Annotated in this window: 14 protein-coding genes and 2 tRNA genes; 6 read left to right on the forward strand and 10 right to left on the reverse strand. The window is 74.2% G+C overall.

What is annotated here, in order from left to right:
• Positions 1-64: 64 nt before the first annotated feature.
• The gene (locus tag JK356_RS04735; RefSeq protein WP_201866250.1) at positions 65-874 is read right to left on the reverse strand and encodes a maleylpyruvate isomerase family mycothiol-dependent enzyme; all 810 of its coding nucleotides are present in this window, start codon (positions 872-874) and stop codon (positions 65-67) included.
• A 101-nt stretch (positions 875-975) separates the two neighbouring features.
• On the opposite strand from JK356_RS04735, the gene JK356_RS04740 reads away from it, so the two are divergent.
• Positions 976-1,428: a YbhB/YbcL family Raf kinase inhibitor-like protein gene (locus JK356_RS04740; protein ID WP_201866251.1), complete on the forward strand. Its 453-nt coding sequence runs from the start codon at positions 976-978 to the stop codon at positions 1,426-1,428.
• Between the two features lie 304 nt (positions 1,429-1,732).
• On the opposite strand, the gene purL is transcribed toward JK356_RS04740, so the two are convergent.
• Genes purL through purS form a run of 3 tightly spaced genes read right to left on the reverse strand, consistent with a single transcriptional unit; the run spans position 1,733 to position 4,988 of the window.
• A complete protein-coding gene (gene purL, locus JK356_RS04745; protein ID WP_201866252.1) occupies positions 1,733-4,006 on the reverse strand; it encodes a phosphoribosylformylglycinamidine synthase subunit PurL in 2,274 nt (757 codons plus the stop codon).
• Entirely contained in the window at positions 4,006-4,692 is a 687-nt protein-coding gene (gene purQ, locus JK356_RS04750; RefSeq protein WP_201866253.1) for a phosphoribosylformylglycinamidine synthase subunit PurQ, read from the reverse strand. Before purQ ends, purL begins: the two co-directional genes overlap by 1 nt.
• The gene (purS, locus tag JK356_RS04755) at positions 4,689-4,988 is read right to left on the reverse strand and encodes a phosphoribosylformylglycinamidine synthase subunit PurS (protein ID WP_201866254.1); all 300 of its coding nucleotides are present in this window, start codon (positions 4,986-4,988) and stop codon (positions 4,689-4,691) included. The genes purQ and purS overlap by 4 nt, the downstream gene beginning before the upstream one ends.
• A gap of 358 nt (positions 4,989-5,346) precedes the next feature.
• Here purS and JK356_RS04760 point away from each other — a divergent pair, with 358 nt between their 5' ends.
• The 3 genes from JK356_RS04760 to JK356_RS04770 all read left to right on the forward strand — a co-directional run bounded on the left by JK356_RS04760 (position 5,347) and on the right by JK356_RS04770 (position 5,953).
• Complete coding sequence (locus JK356_RS04760) at positions 5,347-5,676, forward strand: Lsr2 family protein (protein ID WP_201866255.1); 330 nt, start codon at positions 5,347-5,349, stop codon at positions 5,674-5,676.
• An 84-nt stretch (positions 5,677-5,760) separates the two neighbouring features.
• A tRNA-Gly gene (locus JK356_RS04765) sits at positions 5,761-5,835 on the forward strand.
• Between the two features lie 45 nt (positions 5,836-5,880).
• Positions 5,881-5,953: transfer RNA gene (locus JK356_RS04770), tRNA-Gly, on the forward strand.
• Positions 5,954-6,173: 220 nt separating this feature from the next.
• Here JK356_RS04770 and JK356_RS04775 read toward each other — a convergent pair.
• The 4 genes from JK356_RS04775 to purD form a co-directional block, all read right to left on the reverse strand.
• Positions 6,174-7,088, reverse strand: coding sequence for a phosphoribosylaminoimidazolesuccinocarboxamide synthase (locus tag JK356_RS04775; RefSeq protein ID WP_201866256.1), 915 nt, complete (start codon positions 7,086-7,088; stop codon positions 6,174-6,176).
• A 109-nt stretch (positions 7,089-7,197) separates the two neighbouring features.
• The gene (locus tag JK356_RS04780; protein WP_236670761.1) at positions 7,198-8,607 is read right to left on the reverse strand and encodes a N,N-dimethylformamidase beta subunit family domain-containing protein; all 1,410 of its coding nucleotides are present in this window, start codon (positions 8,605-8,607) and stop codon (positions 7,198-7,200) included.
• 133 nt (positions 8,608-8,740) lie between these two features.
• Complete coding sequence (locus JK356_RS04785; RefSeq protein WP_201866257.1) at positions 8,741-10,294, reverse strand: hypothetical protein; 1,554 nt, start codon at positions 10,292-10,294, stop codon at positions 8,741-8,743.
• A 290-nt stretch (positions 10,295-10,584) separates the two neighbouring features.
• Positions 10,585-11,862: a phosphoribosylamine--glycine ligase gene (purD, locus tag JK356_RS04790; protein ID WP_201866258.1), complete on the reverse strand. Its 1,278-nt coding sequence runs from the start codon at positions 11,860-11,862 to the stop codon at positions 10,585-10,587.
• Positions 11,863-12,111: 249 nt separating this feature from the next.
• Here purD and JK356_RS04795 point away from each other — a divergent pair, with 249 nt between their 5' ends.
• Positions 12,112-12,897, forward strand: coding sequence for an SLATT domain-containing protein (locus JK356_RS04795; RefSeq protein WP_201866259.1), 786 nt, complete (start codon positions 12,112-12,114; stop codon positions 12,895-12,897).
• A gap of 84 nt (positions 12,898-12,981) precedes the next feature.
• Here the strand turns inward: JK356_RS04795 and JK356_RS04800 are convergent, their stop codons facing one another.
• Positions 12,982-13,713: a diacylglycerol kinase gene (locus JK356_RS04800; protein ID WP_374100608.1), complete on the reverse strand. Its 732-nt coding sequence runs from the start codon at positions 13,711-13,713 to the stop codon at positions 12,982-12,984.
• 128 nt (positions 13,714-13,841) lie between these two features.
• Between JK356_RS04800 and JK356_RS04805 the strand changes: the two genes are divergently transcribed.
• A complete protein-coding gene (locus JK356_RS04805; RefSeq protein ID WP_201866260.1) occupies positions 13,842-15,125 on the forward strand; it encodes an adenylosuccinate synthase in 1,284 nt (427 codons plus the stop codon).
• Between the two features lie 87 nt (positions 15,126-15,212).
• Here the strand turns inward: JK356_RS04805 and JK356_RS21680 are convergent, their stop codons facing one another.
• The gene (locus JK356_RS21680) at positions 15,213-17,408 is read right to left on the reverse strand and encodes a serine/threonine-protein kinase (protein WP_236670762.1); all 2,196 of its coding nucleotides are present in this window, start codon (positions 17,406-17,408) and stop codon (positions 15,213-15,215) included.
• Positions 17,409-17,418 lie beyond the last annotated feature (10 nt).

The raw sequence follows: 17,418 nt of genomic DNA on the forward strand, positions 1-17,418 counted from the left end.
TTAGGCCAGGCGGGGATCCCAGCGAGACCCTCTTGGACTGTGAGACAGACCCCATCCGCCCGCCTCAGCCCAGGAGCGGCAGCTCGGCGGCGAGGGCGGCGGCGCGCTCCCCGCTGGCCTTCAGGCGCCCGCTGGCGACGGCCTTTTCCCAGCTCAGGCGGCCCGTCGCCAGCCGCATCCAGGTCACCGGGTCGGTCTCGACGACGTTCGGCGGCGTCCCCCGGGTATGCCGGGGCCCCGGCAGGCACTGCACGGCGACGAAGGGCGGCACCCGTACCTCGGTCGACGCCCCCGGCGCCTTCGCGGCCAGCGCGTCCGCCAGCACCCGCGCCGTCGCCGCCATCGCCTGGCGGTGCAGCCGCACCGGCACGCCGGTCGCCCTGGTGAGGTCGTCGCTGTGCACCACCAGCTCCACGACCCGGGTGACGGTGAAGTCCAGCGCCCGCATGGCGCCCAAGTCGTGCGGCAGCAGCACGTCCTCGCGCACCGCCGTCTCCAGCACGGCTTCCAGCTCCTCGGCGGCCGCGTCGATCGCCGCGGCCTGGTCCGCGGTGGCAGCCGCGTCGCTCCGCGCCCTGGCGTCGGTCTTGTCGGCGAGCGAGGCGACCGAGACGGTCCAGCGGTTGAGGTCCGTCTCCGGGCGCGTGGCCGCGGGCGGCGGCTCGGCCAGCAGCCGGGGCAGCGCGTCGATCTGCCCGGCGAGGTGGGCCAGGAGCGTGCGCACGTCCCAGCCGGGCAGCCCCGACGGGGCGGCCAGCCGCTCGTCGTCCAGCTGGCGGGCGGCCAGTCGCACGGATTCCACCTGTCCCAGCAGTGCGTCACGGACCCGGTCGGGAGGGTAGGCGCGAGGCTTGCGCCGGACGGCACCAGACATGTCACGGAGCTTACGACGTGTGAACCAATCGGGGGACAGGTACCACGGCCATCTCACGCCGGTGAGTGAATCGCCCCGAGTCCGGCGGGTACGCGGGAGCCATGGCTGGAATCAACCTCCGCAGTGAGGCATTCACCGACTACTCGCCGATCCCGCGCCACTACGCCCGGGACGGCGAGAACGTCTCGCCGCCGCTGCGCTGGGACCACGTGCCGGAGGGCACGGCGGAGCTGGTGCTGATGTGCGAGGACCCGGACGCGCCCTCGGGGCGGTTCCTGCACTGGCTGGTGACGGACATCGATCCGGCCAGCCACGGCGTGGACCCTGGGCAGCTGCCGGCCCACGGTGACGCACATACCAACGGCTTCGGCGAGCGCGGCTGGGGCGGTCCCCTGCCGCCGCCCGGCGACACCCCGCACCGGTACTGCTTCCGGCTCTACGCGCTGCCGGAGCACGTGGACCTGCCGGACCGGGCCACGGCCGACGAGGTGCACCAGGCGGTGGACGAGCGGCAGCTCGCCAGCGGAACGACGGTCGGGCTCTACCAGAGATAGCCGGCTGCCCCGCCGGCGCGGCAGCGCGGACGTCCCGGGCAGCCGGGCGGCTGCGGGACGGGCCGGCGACGCCGGCCGGGGAGGGGCCCGGCCGGTGACGTCCGGGGGCGGACACCGGTGTGACACCGGGAAGACCCTCCCCCGGGCCCGCGGGACCCCGGCTTCTCCCGGTCCCAAGGCCGAAGCCCTTCGGACCGCGGCCCCGTGAAGCCGGCCGGCGCCCGGGCCGGAACCCCGGGCGCCGGCAAGGGGTCCCCCCTTTTCTGCGCGGTGGCGCGCGGCCGCTTGTCGCGGCGGGGTCCCGTCAGCCGAAGAGCGCTGGCAGCGTGTTCTCGTGCGCGGCCCTGATCTGCTCCAGCGGCAGCGAGAACTGGCCCTGGACCTCGAGGGCGGTGCCGTCCACGACGCCGATCCGGGTCGCGGGCAGCCCGCGCACGCGGCACATGTCCGTGAACCGGACCTCCTCGCTGCGCGGCACCGCCACCACGGCCCGTCCCGCCGACTCCGAGAACAGGAAGGTGAAGGCGTCCAGCCCGTCCGGCACCACCAGCCTGGCGCCCTGGCCGCCGCGCAGGCAGGACTCGGCGACCGCCTGGATGAGCCCGCCGTCCGACAGGTCGTGCGCGGCGTCGATCATGCCGTCGCGCGAGGCGTTGATCAGCACCTCGGCGAGCAGCCGCTCGCGTTCGAGGTCCACCCGCGGCGGCAGGCCGCCGAGGTGCCCGTGCACCACCTGGGACCAGGCGGAGCCGCCGAACTCCTCGGCGGTATCGCCGAGCAGGTACAGCAGCTGCCCCTCCTCGCGGAACGCCATCGGCGTGCGCCGCGCCACGTCGTCGATCACGCCGAGCACGCCCACGACCGGTGTCGGGTGGATAGCGGCGTCGCCGGTCTGGTTGTACAGCGAGACGTTGCCGCCGGTCACCGGCGTGCCCAGGACCTGGCAGGCGTCGGCGAGACCGCGCGTGGCCTCGGCGAACTGCCACATGACGGCCGGGTCCTCGGGCGAGCCGAAGTTGAGGCAGTCGGTGACCGCCAGCGGCCTGGCGCCCGTGGCGGCCACGTTGCGGTAGGCCTCGGCGAGCGCGAGCTGGGCCCCGGCGTACGGGTCGAGCTTGGCGTACCGGCCGTTGCCGTCCGTGGCGAGGGCCACGCCGAGGCCGGTCTCCTCGTCCACCCGGATCACGCCGGCGTCCTCCGGGAAGGCGAGGACGGTGTTCCCCAGCACGTACCGGTCGTACTGGTCGGTGATCCACGACTTCGCGGCCTGGTTGGGCGAGGAGATCAGCGCCAGTGCCTGGGCGCGCAGCTCCTCGCCGCTGGCCGGGCGCGGCAGCCGGGCCGCGTCGTCGGCCTGGAGGTCGTCCTGCCAGGCGGGGCGGGCGTACGGGCGCTCCAGCACCGGCCCCTCGTGGGCGACGGTGCGCGGCGGCACGCTGACGATCTGCTCGCCGTGCCAGTAGATCTCCAGGCGGTCGCCGTCGGTGACCTCGCCGATGACCGTGGCGATCACGTCCCACTTCTCGCACAGCGCCAGGAAGCGGTCCACGTGCTCCGGCGCGACGACCGCGCACATGCGCTCCTGCGACTCGCTCATCAGGATCTCCTCGGGCGTCAGCGAGGAGTCCCGCAGCGGCACGGCCTCAAGGTCGACGCGCATGCCGCCCGTGCCCGCCGAGGCCAGCTCGGAGGTGGCGCACGACAGCCCGGCGGCGCCGAGGTCCTGGATGCCGACGACCAGGCCCTCGCGGAACGCCTCCAGCGTGCACTCGATGAGCAGCTTCTCCTGGAACGGGTCACCGACCTGCACGGCGGGCCGCTTGGAGGGCTTGGCGTCGTCGAAGGTCTCGGAGGCGAGGATGGAGGCGCCGCCGATGCCGTCGCCGCCGGTCCTGGCGCCGTAGAGGATGACCTTGTTGCCCGGGCCGGAGGCCGTCGCCCGGTGGATGTCCTCGTGCCGCATCACGCCCACGCACAGGGCGTTGACCAGCGGGTTGCCCTGGTAGCACGGGTCGAAGACGACCTCGCCGCCGATGTTCGGCAGGCCCAGGCAGTTGCCGTAGCCGCCGATGCCCGCCACGACGCCCGGCAGCACGCGGCGGGTGTCGGGGTGGTCGGCGGCGCCGAAGCGCAGCGGGTCCATGACGGCGACCGGGCGGGCGCCCATGGCGAGGATGTCGCGGACGATGCCGCCGACGCCGGTGGCCGCGCCCTGGTACGGCTCCACGTACGAGGGGTGGTTGTGCGACTCGATCTTGAACGTGACGGCGTAGCCCTGGCCGACGTCCACCACGCCCGCCTGCTCGCCGATGCCGACGAGCAGCGCGTCCGAGTGCGGGGCCTTCTCACCGAACTGCCGCAGGTGGACCTTGCTGGACTTGTAGGAGCAGTGCTCGGACCACATCACCGAGTACATGGCCAGCTCGGCGCCGGTGGGGCGGCGGCCGAGTATCTCGCGGATGCGGCGGTACTCGTCCTCCTTCAGGCCGAGTTCGGCCCAGGGCTGCGGGGTGTCGGGGGTGGCGGCGGCACGTTCCACGGTGTCGGGGCCGGGCCGCGTGTGGCGCGGGGCGGACATCAGGAAACCAGCTTTCGCATGACCGAGGAGGCGACCGAGGTGAAGAAGCCGAGGCCGTCGGTGGTGGGGCCGGTGAGCGGCTCGACGGCGTGCTCGGGGTGGGGCATGAGGCCGACGACGTTGCCCGCCTCGTTGCAGACGCCCGCGATGTCGCGGCGCGAACCGTTGGGGTTGCGGCCGAGGTAGCGGAAGACGACGCGGCCCTCGGCCTCCAGGGCGTCAAGGGTGCGCTCGTCGGCGACGTAACCGCCCTCGCCGTTTTTGAGCGGGACGGTGATCTCCTGGCCCTCGGTGTAGTCCGACGTCCAGGGGGTCGCGGTCCGCTCGACCCGCAGCCGCTGGTCGCGGCAGATGAAGTGCAGGTGGTCGTTGCGGGTCAGCGCGCCGGGCAGCAGGTGCGATTCGCACAGCACCTGGAAGCCGTTGCAGATGCCGAGGACCGGCATGCCGGCGCGGGCCTGGTCGATGACGGTCTCCATCACGGGCGAGAACCGGGCGATGGCGCCGCACCGCAGGTAGTCGCCGTAGGAGAAGCCACCGGGGAGTATGACCGCGTCGACCTGCTTGAGGTCCCGGTCGCGGTGCCACAGCGGCACCGGCTCGGCGCCGGCCAGCCGCACCGCGCGCTGCGCGTCCCGGTCGTCGAGGGAGCCGGGGAAGGTGACGACCCCTACCCGCGCGCTCACTGCGCGGTCTCCCCGGCCGGCGCGGCGGCGGCGAGGTCCGGGGTGTCCCCGGCGTCCTCGACGCGGACCGTGTAGTCCTCGATCACGGTGTTGGCCAGGAAGGTCTCGGCCATGTCCCGGACGCGGGCGAGCGCGGCCTCGTCGGCGGGGCCGTCCAGCTCGAGTTCGAACCGCTTGCCCTGGCGGACGTCCGTCACGCCCTCGAAGCCGAGCCGGGGCAGTGCGCGCTGCACCGCCTGGCCCTGGGGGTCGAGGATCTCCGGTTTGAGCATGACCTCGACGACGACGCGAGCCACGGGTACTCCTGCTGGTGATGGTGCTGATGCCGGTGTTTACGGCTCCTTGCGGCCGCGGCATCAGCCTACCTGGCACGAAAATCTACTCGAGTAGATGAAGAAGGGATGGAGGAATCGGGAAGGTGGCGCGGGTCACGTTAGGGTCTCGGGACCCAAACCCCCTCCACCCGTCGACCGGATAAAAGTAAAGTCCCCAGTACGGCGTCAGTGGCGAGCGGGAATTCGCCGCTTCCCATTCACGTGCTGTGGGCAGTACAAATAAAAGAACGACATCCCGACCGGTGGGAGCGATGGCATCGCCGCACGTCAGCCCCGTGGACGCGCGGCAGCAGCAATGCTCTCGAAAGGACCTATATCCGTGGCACAGCGTGTAGTGGTGACCCTCTTCGACGACCTTGACGGCGGCGAAGCGGCGGAAACGGTTGCGTTCGGACTCGACGGGAAGACCTACGAGATCGACCTCAGCTCGGAGAACGCGAAGAAGCTGCGCACGGCGCTCGCTCCCTACGTCCGGGCGGGACGCAAGCGGTCCCGGTCAGGCAAGGCCTTCCACCACACGGCGGTGGCGCCCGACCCGAAGGCCGTGCGTGCCTGGGCGGAGTCCAACGGCTTCGGCGTGCCCGCCCGCGGGCGCATCCCCAAGCGCGTGTACGACGCCTTCAACGAGGCCCACGCCACCAGCGGTTGAGCCCGACTTGCCATCAACCCCGGGTGATCCGCTAGAGTCTGGAGCACGCCGAGGGGCACGGAAGAGATTCCGGCCCGGAGACGTGCGGGTGTAGTTCAGTAGCAGAACACCCCCTTTCCAAGGGGGAGGCACAGTGTGCGATTCCTGTCACCCGCTCCAGCCGTCTCCACCCGGTCCCAGGATCGGGTAGAGTAAGCGGCACACGCGGACGTGGCTCAGTTGGTAGAGCATCACCTTGCCAAGGTGAGGGTCGCGAGTTCGAATCTCGTCGTCCGCTCAAGAGAGAGGCCCGGCCGGTAACGGCCGGGCCTCTCCGTCTTGTCAGCCGTCTTGTCAGCCGTCTTGTTGTGCCGTCGGGTGCACCCGCGTTGCTCGGCCGGGCGGTCGCGGGGCCGGTGGGGATCGTGTGCCCGGCGGGATGTGAGCAACGCCACGCCGCGGCGTGTCCGCTGACACGCCGGGGCCCGGCCAGCGGGCCCCGGCCCGGCGCGCCCCGTTCAGTCCCAGGGCAGGCCGGTCAGCATGCGGTAGGCCTCGGTGTAGCGCTCCCGGGTGCGCTCCACGATCTCGTCGGGCAGCGGCGGGGGCGGCGTCGTGCCTGTGCGGTCCCAGCCGGACTCGGGCGAGGCCAGCCAGTCCCGGATGAGCTGCTTGTCGTACGGGATCTGCGGGCGGCCCGGCTCCCACTGGTCCTTGCGCCAGAACCGCGAGGAGTCGGGCGTGAAGACCTCGTCGGCGAGGATCAGCGGCCCGTCCTCGCCGTCCTCCTCGGCGCGGCCGAACTCAAACTTCGTGTCGGCGAGGATGATGCCCCGGTCCCGGGCGATGTCCCGGCCCCGGCTGTAGATGGCGAGGGTGGCCTGCCTGAGCTGCGCGGCGGTCTCGGGGCCGACCTGGCGGGCGACCTCCTCGTAGCTGACGTTCTCGTCGTGGTCGCCGATGCTGGCCTTGGTGGCGGGCGTGAAGATGGGCGCGGGCAGCTCCGAACCGTCGACCAGCCCCTCGGGCAGCGCGAGGCCGCAGACGGTGCGGTCCCGCTGGTACTCGGCCAGGCCGCTGCCGGTGAGGTAGCCGCGCGCCACGGCCTCGACGGGAATCATGCGCAGCGGGCGGCAGATCATCGTCCGGCCCTCCCAGTCGGCGGGGGCGCCGGGGGGCGGGTCCGTGGACAGGACGTGGTGGCCGATGAGATCGGCGAGCTGGTCGAACCACCACAGCGACAGCCTGGTCAGAATCCGGCCCTTGTCGGGGATCTCCGTCGCCAGCACCCAGTCATATGCGGACACTCGGTCAGTGGCGACGAGCACGATGCGGCCGGCCTCGTCCCGGTACATCTCGCGGACTTTCCCGGTGTGCAGGTGCACAAGTCCCGGTACCTCGACGGGCTCGGGCTTCTCGACGAATCCTGGCACAGCGCCTCCTGGCAACGTGAGTGTGAGTTGGCCGCGCGGCTCTATTGTCGCCCAGCGTGGTACCGGATTCACGACCGGCCTTCGGGCGGCCAGCCGGGCCCGGGGTAAATCAGTCTCGTTTGCAGATGCGGTCAAAGAGATTCGCGGTGACGCGCCGCACCACCGGATGCACGTGCCCGGGGCGGGCAAGCGCGGCGGTCCAGGCGAGGGTCCCGGCGGCGAAGACCCAGGCGCCGCTGGGCGCCTGGTACAGCGAGGTCTCCTGGTAGCGGCGGGTGCCAGCGGCGTCCCGGTAGGGGGAGTGGGCCAGCAGGACCCGGCTGTCGTGCGGCGGCAGCGGGGTGCGGGGGAAGTACCGGTCGGCCTCGCCCGCGACCAGGCCGGGCAGCTCGTCGCCCTCGCGCGCGCCGGTCGCCTCCCACAGCCAGTGGCCGGCGTTGCGGACCACCAGCGGGGCCGGGCTGGGCACCGGGCCGCCGTGCTGGATGCCCAGCACGAGCTGCTCGGGCGCGCCGTGCTCGCGCCAGAGCGCGGGGCGGCCAGGCCCCTTGCGGCGGCGGCAGGTCAGTACCCGGTCGGGGTCGCCGGAGGGCAGGGCGCCGAGCGTCACGCGCCACGTCAGCGCGGCCGCGGCGAGGAACACCAGGGAGGTGCCGCCGTCGCGGGCGCGCTCGACGGCGCGGCGCATCGGCACGGACCAGTAGGCGTCGCGGCCGGGGAAGACCAGGGCGCGGTAGCGGCCCGCCTCGACGCGGCCGGCGTGCAGGTCGCGGGCGGTGGCGTAGGCCAGGTCGTAGCCGCAGCGCTCGGCCCAGCGGATGACGTCGTAGGCGCGGGCCGCGTCCGGCGGCAGGCCGCTGCCGGTGTAGGGGCGGTCGAAGCACAGGGTGACGGCGGCGTCGGCCTCGCCGAGCAGGCGCCCGTCGTCGTCCCAGGCGTGCCGGAGGCTGGCGCCGCGGCGGCCGTCCCCGGGGAAGGCGTTGTCCGCCTGCCAGGACACGTCGGGCAGCACGAGCAGCAGGTCGGCGGGGCGGTCGTCCCGGACGGTGAACGGCACGAGCGACTGGTAGGCGCCGTCGGCCGTGGTGAGGACGGCGACGTGCGCCCCCGGTCTCCAGTGGGCCGGGATCCTCAGCCGCCAGGACAGCCACCAGTGGTGGCAGGAGACGGTGCGGCCGGCGATGAGCGGGGCGGGCTGGCACAGCCCCGGCAGCCGGGGGCTGCGCGCCAGCAGCCGGGCGCCCCGGCCCCCGAAGTCGCCGACGCGGTAGACGTCGATAGTGAAGTCGCGCGGCGGGTTCACGGTGACGCGGAAGTCGACCGTCTCACCGGGCGCCACCGCGTCCTGCGGGGTGAACCCCTTGATCTGGCAGGCGACGTCGTCGGCGAACCGCGCGCCGCCGCCGGGTAAGAACGGCGGCGGGCCCTGCCCGTACGGCTCGGCGCACGGGCCGCTGGACGTCCCGTGGACCGCGCCGGCGCTCGCGTACCGCGCGGTGCGGCCTGGCTCCCCACCCATCGTCGTTCGCTCCTCCCCCGTGCCGCCCGTGCCGCCGCGGGCGCGCGCGGGCGCGCGTGCCGTGGTGGCGGCGTGCCGGTTTCCAGCACATCACATGTCGGGGCGCTGGCGTCACCGCTCGCCGCGACATGGCTCAGACCAGCCGCACCGGCTTGTCGGCCCTGACGCCCGCGCCGGCCAGCCAGGCGCTCAGCGGGCCGGGGTCGCCGTCGTCCACCAGGCTGCGCAGCGGCGCGGTGAGGTCGGCGCTGCGCCGGCCGCCGGAGACGAGCACGGGGCCGTCGAGCCAGTCCAGGCCGGGCGCGGCGTCCCCGGAGTCGGCGGCGGCGCAGCACACGGCGGCGGCCATGTGCTCCAGCAGCAGCTCCCGGCCGGTGCGCGGCGGCGGCGCGGGAAACCCCAGCGGCGCGCCGGTCTCCGGGGTACCCGGCGGCCCGGCCGGCGGCTGGCCGCGCTCCGGCGGCAGGGAGCCGCTGAGCCGGGCGGCGACCGCGTCGGTGCCGCCCGCGCCCGCGGCCGCCGCGAGAAGGCGCTGCACGGCGCAGGCCAGGGTCGGGGTCTCGGCGGCGTCGAGCGCGGCGAACAGGCGGGCCGCCCGGTCACGCCAGATCCGGTCGACGACCTCCTCCGGGTAGGCGGACCAGTCCACCGGGTACCACTCGGCGTCCGGGTCGTCGGGCATGCCGTAGAACAGGCGCGCGGCCAGCAGCGAGATCTCCTCATCCACCAGGCCGGGCTCCTCCAGCAGGTCGCAGGCGGGCCGCTGGCCGAGGCGCGAGGAGAACCCTTCCGCCAGCCGGTCGCGGCGCGACAGCTCCGTGAGCGCGGCGACGACCCCGGCGTCGAGGCGCCGCGGCCAGCGGCCGGTGCGCCAGGCGGGCAGGGCGACGCGCGTCAGCAGCCGGTCCCAGCCGGCGTAGGCGAGCCCGACCTGTTCCTGGGCGGCCACCCGCAGGCCGGAGTCGACGGCCTGGGCACGGGCGGAGGCGGCGGCCGCGACGCCCCGCTCCATCTCGGCGGCGTGGCGCCCGGCGGCGCGCAGCAGCAGGCGCGCGCACCACCCGGCGAAGCGCGTGAGCGGGCCGTGCCGCGACCCGGCGCCGCGGCGCGCGGCAGCGGCGTCCCAGGCGCGGACGCAGCGGCGGGCGGCGGCGATGTCCGGGTGCGCCGAGGGGCCGGTGCCAGCGACGACGGGCGCGAGCAGGGCGCGCAGCTCCGGCACGCGCATCCACCACAGGAACGGCGAGCCGATCACCAGCACCGGCGGGCGCGGCGCGGCACGCCACCCGCGCTGCCCCAAGCCCTGCCCGGCGCGGCGCGGGCGCTCCTCCAGCCAGCTGTCGCAGTCGGGCGTGAGCGCGATGCCGCCGGGCGCGGGCACGCCGAGCCGGTCGGCGAGGTCCCGCACCAGCAGGTGGAGCGCCGGGGCGGCGGGCTCAGGTATGTCGATCGTGGGCGTGACGGCGGGGCGGGCGCGGGCGATGAGGGTGGCCGTGGCGGCGGCGAGCGCGAGGGAGGCCGCCGCCAGCGCGGCGACGGCGCCGGTCACCGCGGCGGGGGCGCCGCCGGCGGCCAGGACGGTCGCGGCGGCGGCCGGGAGCAGCGCCAGCGCCAGCGCGCCGTCGCGTACGCGCAGCACGGCCAGCGCGTGCCCCCGCGCGGAGTGTCTGCCTCTACGCCGCCTCATGGCCCTGTCCTCCGCACTGCCGACTGCCGACGCCGCTGGCTCCCGTCCTCGTCCACGCCGCGTGATCACCACTGTGTCACCGGGTCTTGACTTCGCAACGCGCGGTGAGCCGTTCGCCGCAGGGCGGCCGGGAGGCGCCGTGAACGACGCTGCGCGGCACCCTAGTTGCGGGCGGAGGAGCCCGTCAGCCCGAAGGACGGCACGTCACTCGATGGTGGTGCTTTGGGCAGAGGGCGGGGGGTGTTTTTCGGCCAGGCGGCAGCCGGGCACGCGGCCAGGGCAGCCCGTGGTCAGGACGCGCCGGCGGCCGGGGCCGCCTCCTCGGCCGCGCGCTGGGCGATGTCCGTGCGGTGGTGGGAGCCGTCAAGCCGGATCCGCGCGACAGCCCGGTAGGCGCGTTCCCGCGCTTCGGCGAGGTCCGCGCCGGTGGCGGTGACGGACAGCACGCGCCCGCCGGCGGAGACGACGCGGCCCGCCTCGTCCCGCCGCGTGCCCGCGTGCAGCACATACGTTGCGGGACCGTCCTCGGCGGCCACCTCGTCGAGCCCGCCCACCGGGTCGCCGGTACGCGGCGCGGCCGGGTACCCCTCGGCGGCCACGACGACGGTCACGGCGGCGCCCTCGCTCCAGCGCAGCGGCGGGAAGTCGGCGAGGCCGCCGGTGGCGGCGGCGTACAGCAGGCCGGCCAGCGGCGTGCGCAGCCGCGCCAGCACCGCCTGCGTCTCGGGGTCGCCGAACCGGGCGTTGAACTCCACCACCCGCAGGCCGCGCGAGGTCAGCGCGAGGCCCGCGTACAGCAGCCCGGTGAACGGGGTGCCGCGCCGCCGCATCTCGTCGATGGCCGGCTGCACGACGGTGGCGGTGATCTCGTCCACGAGCGCGGGGCCGGCCCACGGCAGCGGCGAGTAGGCGCCCATGCCGCCGGTGTTCGGCCCCTGGTCGCCGTCGTAGGCGCGCTTGAAGTCCTGGGCGGGCTGGAGCGGCACCACGGTCGTCCCGTCGGTGACGGCGAACAGCGAGACCTCGGGCCCGTCGAGGTACTCCTCGATGACGACGCGCTCGCAGGAGCGGGCGTGGTCCCTGGCGGCCTGGAGGTCGCTGGTGACCACGACGCCCTTGCCGGCGGCCAGCCCGTCGTCCTTGACGACGTAGGGCGGGCCGAAGGCGTCGAGCGCCTCGTCGGCCTGCTCCTCGGTGACGCAGACGTAGGACCGCGCGGTCGGGACACCCGCGGCGGCCATGATCTCCTTGGCGAACGCCTTGCTGCCCTCCAGCCGCGCGGCCTCGGCGGACGGGCCGAAGACCGGGATGCCCGCCGCCCGCACCGCGTCGGCGACCCCGGCGACCAGGGGCGCCTCGGGGCCGATGACGACGAGTCCGGCGCCGAGCCGGGCGGCCAGCTGGGCCACGTCCTCGCCGCTGGTGGCCTTCACGTCGTGGACCTCGGCCACCTCGGCGATCCCGGCGTTGCCGGGGGCGCAGTGCAGGGCGGTGACCTCGGGGTCGCGGGAGAGGGCGTGACACAGGGCGTGTTCGCGGGCGCCGCCGCCGATGACAAGGATTCGCACGGGAGCAGCCTAACGACGCGCGGGCGGAACCCACTCTTTCGGGTGAGCCCAGACGGGGGGTTGTGGCGCCCGGTGCGTCTCTTGTCCCTGGCCGGGGGCGGTGGGCGGCCGGAGGCTGCCCGCCGGGGCGGGTGGGCAGCACGGGACCAAGGGGTAGAAACGGGGCGGTAGAAAAGGTGCGAAGGGCGCAAGGGCGGCTGATTGGACGCGTGCGCCGTTGTGCCGTCGATCGTCCTCGTGGAGGTCAGATTGAACCAGCTGAGTCAGCCGGGCCGGGAGCCACACCCGTCCGGCGGTGGCGCGTGGCTGGCGGAGCTGTACGCGCGCGCCGAACGCGAGGCGGTAAGCACGATCGAGCGGTATGCCGCCGGCGGCCGGTGGAAGCGCCGGGCCAGCCGGCTGCTGCGCGGCGGGGTGTTCGCGGGCGCGGCCGCGGGCGCCATACTGCCGCTGGCCGGGGTGGACGGGAGCTATGGCTACGCGTCGCTGCTGGTGGCGGCGGTGTGCCTGGGCTGCGACCGGTACTTCGGCGTGACCTCGGGGTGGGTGCGGAACGAGGCGACCGCCCAGGCGGTGCGGCGGCGGGTCGAAGCGCTGCGGTACGAGTGGGCCGCCGAGCGGGTCCGGGATCCGCACGAGCCGCGGGACGTACGGGACCTGCGGGAGCACCGGGTCGCCCGTGCCGACCGGGAGGACCTGATGGACCGGGGAGACCGGGGAGACCGGGGAGACCGGGAGGACAACGAGGCCGAGGCGCTCGCGGAACGGGAGGCGGCGGAGCGGCGGCTGCTGGTGCTGCGGCGCTTCTCGGAGGACGTGGCGGACCTGGTGCGGGCGGAGTCAGCGGCCCGGATGGCGGAGTCGGGCCTCGGGCCGGGGCTCATGGTGCACGCGGCGGGCTCCGGCGGCACCGGGCCGGCCGCACGCGGGCTGGAGGTCCCCGCGCCGTCGGCGCCGGCGCTGTCCCGGCCGCCGGCGCATCCGGCGCTGCGGCCGGTGATGCCGCGGCAGCGCCCGCTGGAAGGGCCCCGCTGAGGGACCGTTTCCCCGCCCCGCTCCGGCCGCCGCGGGCAGGGGACGGGACGGGCCGCCGGGCCCCTCTGGCCGCAGGGCCGCGGCTCAGCGGCGCTGGTCGGGGATGGTCAGGCGCAGGGCGCCGGGGCGGACGGTCCAGGTGCGGGTCCGCGTCGGCCCCACGTCCACGGCGTTGGCGCGGTAGCTGAAGGCCGGGCCCGAGACCGTCACCGAGGTCACCCGGGCCGTCACGTTCTCCCCCGCCGGGCTCGGCCGCACCACGACCTCCGCCAGCCCGCCCTCCGCCCGGACCGAGACGCCGGCCACCGGGCGGTCCAGGTCGGCCAGCAGCCTGCCGTCGGCGACGACCCGCAGCCGCCGCCGCGGCCGGTGCATGCTCCGCCACCACACCCGGCCGGGCGCCGGGATGCCGAGCGGGCCGAGCACGACCTCCCCGGTGTCGTCCGTCAGCAGGTCCAGCCGGCGGTCGGTGCCGGACAGCACGGCCCGGGAGGCGGCCACCGCGTCCGTGGGCACACCGAGCGCACTGGCCAGCGTCACCGCCGCCGGCGGCCCGACCGGCACCACCGCCAGCGGGCTCGTCTGGAGCTGCCCGCGCAGATGCAGCGCGCTCACGGCCCGCAGCAGGGCGCGGTCGTCGCCGACGATCACCACCTGGTGGTCGCCGCTGCGGGCCAGCACGTGGCTCATGGCCTGCGGTTTCTCCAGGACACACACCGTCGCACCCCCGGGCGCGCCCGCGCACAGCACGTCCCTGGCGATCCGCACCGATTCCCCGTCGGTGCGGCGGGCCGTCGGGTCGATGACGATGAGCACCTCTTCGCCTCCTGGCCGCGTCTCCCGTAAGCTCTCTGTGCAAGAGCCCCTGTCGCCGCTTGCGCCAGGGGTTTCGTCGATCCGGGGCAGCTTTCTCCTGCTTCCCCGCTCGGAAGGGGTGTACGCCTGTGCCCGCACTTGTGCTGATCGGAGCTCAGTGGGGTGATGAAGGCAAGGGCAAGGCCACCGATCTGCTCGGTGGTTCCGTGGACTACGTGGTCCGTTACCAGGGCGGCAACAACGCCGGTCACACGGTCGTCGCCAATGGCCAGAAATACGCGCTCCACCTGCTGCCCTCGGGGATTCTCACGCCCGGCTGCACCCCCGTCATCGGCAACGGCGTCGTCGTCGACCCCAAGGTTCTCTTCGCCGAGCTGGACGGGCTCAGCGAACGCGGTGTGGACACCTCGAAGCTGCTGATCAGCGGGAACGCGCACCTGATCACGTCGTACCACCGGACCCTGGACAAGGTGTCCGAACGTTTCCTCGGCAAGCGGAAGATCGGCACCACCGGACGCGGCATCGGCCCGACGTACGCGGACAAGGTCAACCGCCAGGGCATCCGGGTCCAGGACCTGTTCGACGAATCGATTCTGCGGCAGAAGGTCGAGGCGGCCCTGGACTACAAGAACCAGGTGCTGGCCAAGCTCTACAACCGCCGCGCGATCGTCGCCGACCAGGTCGTCGAGGAGCTGCTGAGCTACGCGGACCGGATCTCCGGGTATGTCCGCGACACCACGCTGGTGCTGAACGAGGCGCTCGACGAGGGCAAGGTCGTGCTGTTCGAGGGCGGTCAGGGCACGCTGCTGGACGTGGACCACGGCACGTACCCGTTCGTCACCTCCTCCAACCCGACGGCGGGCGGCGCCTGCACCGGCTCGGGCGTGGGGCCGACCCGGATCAACCGGGTCATCGGCATCCTCAAGGCGTACACGACGCGCGTCGGCGCCGGCCCCTTCCCCACGGAGCTGTTCGACGAGGACGGCGAGCGGCTGCGCACCGTGGGCCACGAGTTCGGCGTGACGACCGGGCGGGACCGCCGCTGCGGCTGGTTCGACGCCGTGATCGCGCGGTACGCGGCCCGGGTCAACGGCCTGACCGACTTCTTCCTCACCAAGCTGGACGTGCTCACCGGCCTGGAGCGCATCCCGGTCTGCGTGGCCTACGACATCGACGGCCGCCAGGTCACGGAGCTGCCGTACAACCAGAGCGACTTCCACCACGCCACCCCGGTCTACGAGTACCTGCCGGGCTGGAGCGAGGACATCTCGGGCGCGCGGTCCTTCGAGGACCTGCCGAAGAACGCGCGGGCGTACGTCGAGGCGCTCCAGGACATGTCGGGCGCTCCGGTCTCGGCGATCGGCGTGGGCCCGGGCCGCGAGCAGACCATCCAGATCAACCCGTTCCTGTGACCCATGCGGGACGGCGGCGGACCGGTCCCCGCGGGGACCGGTCCGCCGCCGTCGTCGCGCGTGCGGCGCCGGGCGCCGGAGTCCGGGTCAGTTGACCGCCGTGACCTCGGTCTCCCCGCTGTCGAGCCGCTGGAAGGCGATCTGCTCGTCCGCCTCGACGATCACGGCCCGGTACGGGCCGAGCGTGTCGCAGCCCGGGCTGGTGCCCGTGCCCGGCCCCAGGATGACCGACTCGGCGTGGAGGTCGCCGGAGACCATCTCGAACTCCCAGGTGCACGAGCCGGCGGTCCAGGTCGATACCTTCTCGCCGATCGGGCCGATGACGTCGAGCGTGATCTCGACCGGGGTGCCGTCCGGGAGCTGGCCGGTGTAGTTGCCGTACATGTCGAACGGCATGGCGTCCCTGCCGGTCTCGGTGCCGGGCTGGAGCACGGCCTGGAGGTCGCCGCTGGTCCACAGCAGCGAGCCGTTGCCCTGCTGCGTGATGGTCTCGCTCCCGGACTGGGCGCACTCGTCGGCGTTCGGCTCCGACGCGTTCACCGAGAAGTTGACGGTGATGCCGTCGGCGGAGTTCGCCAGGATCCCGGCGTCCTTGCACATCGAGTTGGGGTGGACGGTCCAGCCGCTGGTGACGGTGCTGCCGCCGGTGCCCTCCACGATGTCCACGCGGCGGAACGAGCCGGTCGGATTGCCGTTGGCGTCGGTGATCTCGCCCTCCCAGGCGCCCACCAGGTTGCTGGGCACCGCGGCGTTGGGGTCGATCTCGGCGGTCGGCGCGGGCTGCGGGTTCTGGCCGCTCGCGTTCCCGCCGTCGCCGCCGTTCCCGCCGTCGCCGCCGTTCCCGCCGTCGCCGCCGTTCCCGCCGCCGTTATCGACGTCGCCGCCGCCGGGGTTCTGCTCCTGCGCCTGCTCGTTGCCGCTCGCCTGGTTGCTGCCGTCGTCATCGTCGCCCCCGGAGGTGGCCACGAGGATGCCGACGACCAGGGCGGCGGCGGCCGCGGCCGCGCCCACGCCCATCCAGATCTTCTTCTGCTTGTTGTTCTGCTGCCCGGGGCCCACGGGCTGTCCGTTCGGGCCGACGGCGCCGATGTGGTACGGCGTGTTCACGCCGCCGGGGGCCTGCGGGTAGCCGTAGCCGCCGGGAGCCGCACCGGGGGCACCCGGGGCGTTCGGAGCACCGGGATACATGCCGGGCGGCGGGCTCGACGCGGCCATGGTGTTCATCGCCTCGATGCCCCCGCCGGGCGCGTTCGGCGGCGGCGTGCCGGGGACGTTCAGCGCGGTCGGGGCCGGGCCGCCGGGCGCCATCGTCGGCGGCAGCGGCGTCACCGACGGCTGCGACGCGGGCGGCGGCGTGCCGGGCTGCGGCGGCACCTGGAGCGGGTCCTCGGAGTCGAGCAGGCCCACGGCGTGGCGGCCCAGCGTCGCGACGAGGGCACCGGGCAGCCAGGGCTCCTCGCCGTTGTCGCTCGGATCCTCCGACCACTGGAGCAGCTGGTCGAGGGTGGGCCGGGCGGACGGCTCCTGCGCCAGGCACGCCTCGATGAACCCGCGCATGCTCTCGGGCACCCCGCTCAGGTCCCGCTCGCCCTGCACGATGCGGAGCATCAGCGCGGTCATCGGCGAATTGGCCTCGCCGAACGGGGTGCGCCCGGTCGCCGCGAACGTCAGGACGGAGCCGAGGCAGAAGACATCGCTGGCGGGCGTGACCAGCTCGCCGCGGCACTGCTCGGGGGACATGAAGCCAGGGGAGCCGACGGCCGCGCCGGTGCGCGTGAGACCGTCGCCGCCCGCGTTGAGGGCGCGGGCGATACCGAAGTCGATCACGCGCGGGCCGTCGATGGTGATCAGCACGTTCGACGGCTTCAGGTCGCGGTGGACCAGGCCGGCGGCGTGGATGTCACGCAGCGCGTGCACCAGGCCGTTGGCGAGGATGCGCAGCGTCCGCTCCGGCAGTACGCCGTACGTGCTGGTGACGACCTCGTGCAGGGAGGGACCCGCGACGTAGCCGGTGGCCACCCACGGAGTCTCCGCCTGGGTGTCGGCGTCCAGCACGGGCGCGGTCCACTCACCGCCGATGCGCCGGGCCGCGTCCACCTCCTGCTGGAAGCGCTGCCGGAACTCGGGCTGGGCCGCGAGTTCGGGCTGCACCAGCTTCACTGCGACGGTACGGCCGCGGTCGGAGCGAGCAAGGTAGACGCTGCCCATCCCGCCAGCACCCAGCTTGGAGATGAGCCGGTACTGGCCCACCCGCTGTGGGTCGTTCGGCCCGAGCGGTTTCATCTCGTACTAC

Origin of the sequence: Streptomyces sp. 7-21 (genome assembly GCF_016741785.1) — a bacterium.
In the GTDB taxonomy this organism is placed as follows: Bacteria; Actinomycetota; Actinomycetes; order Streptomycetales; family Streptomycetaceae; genus Streptomyces.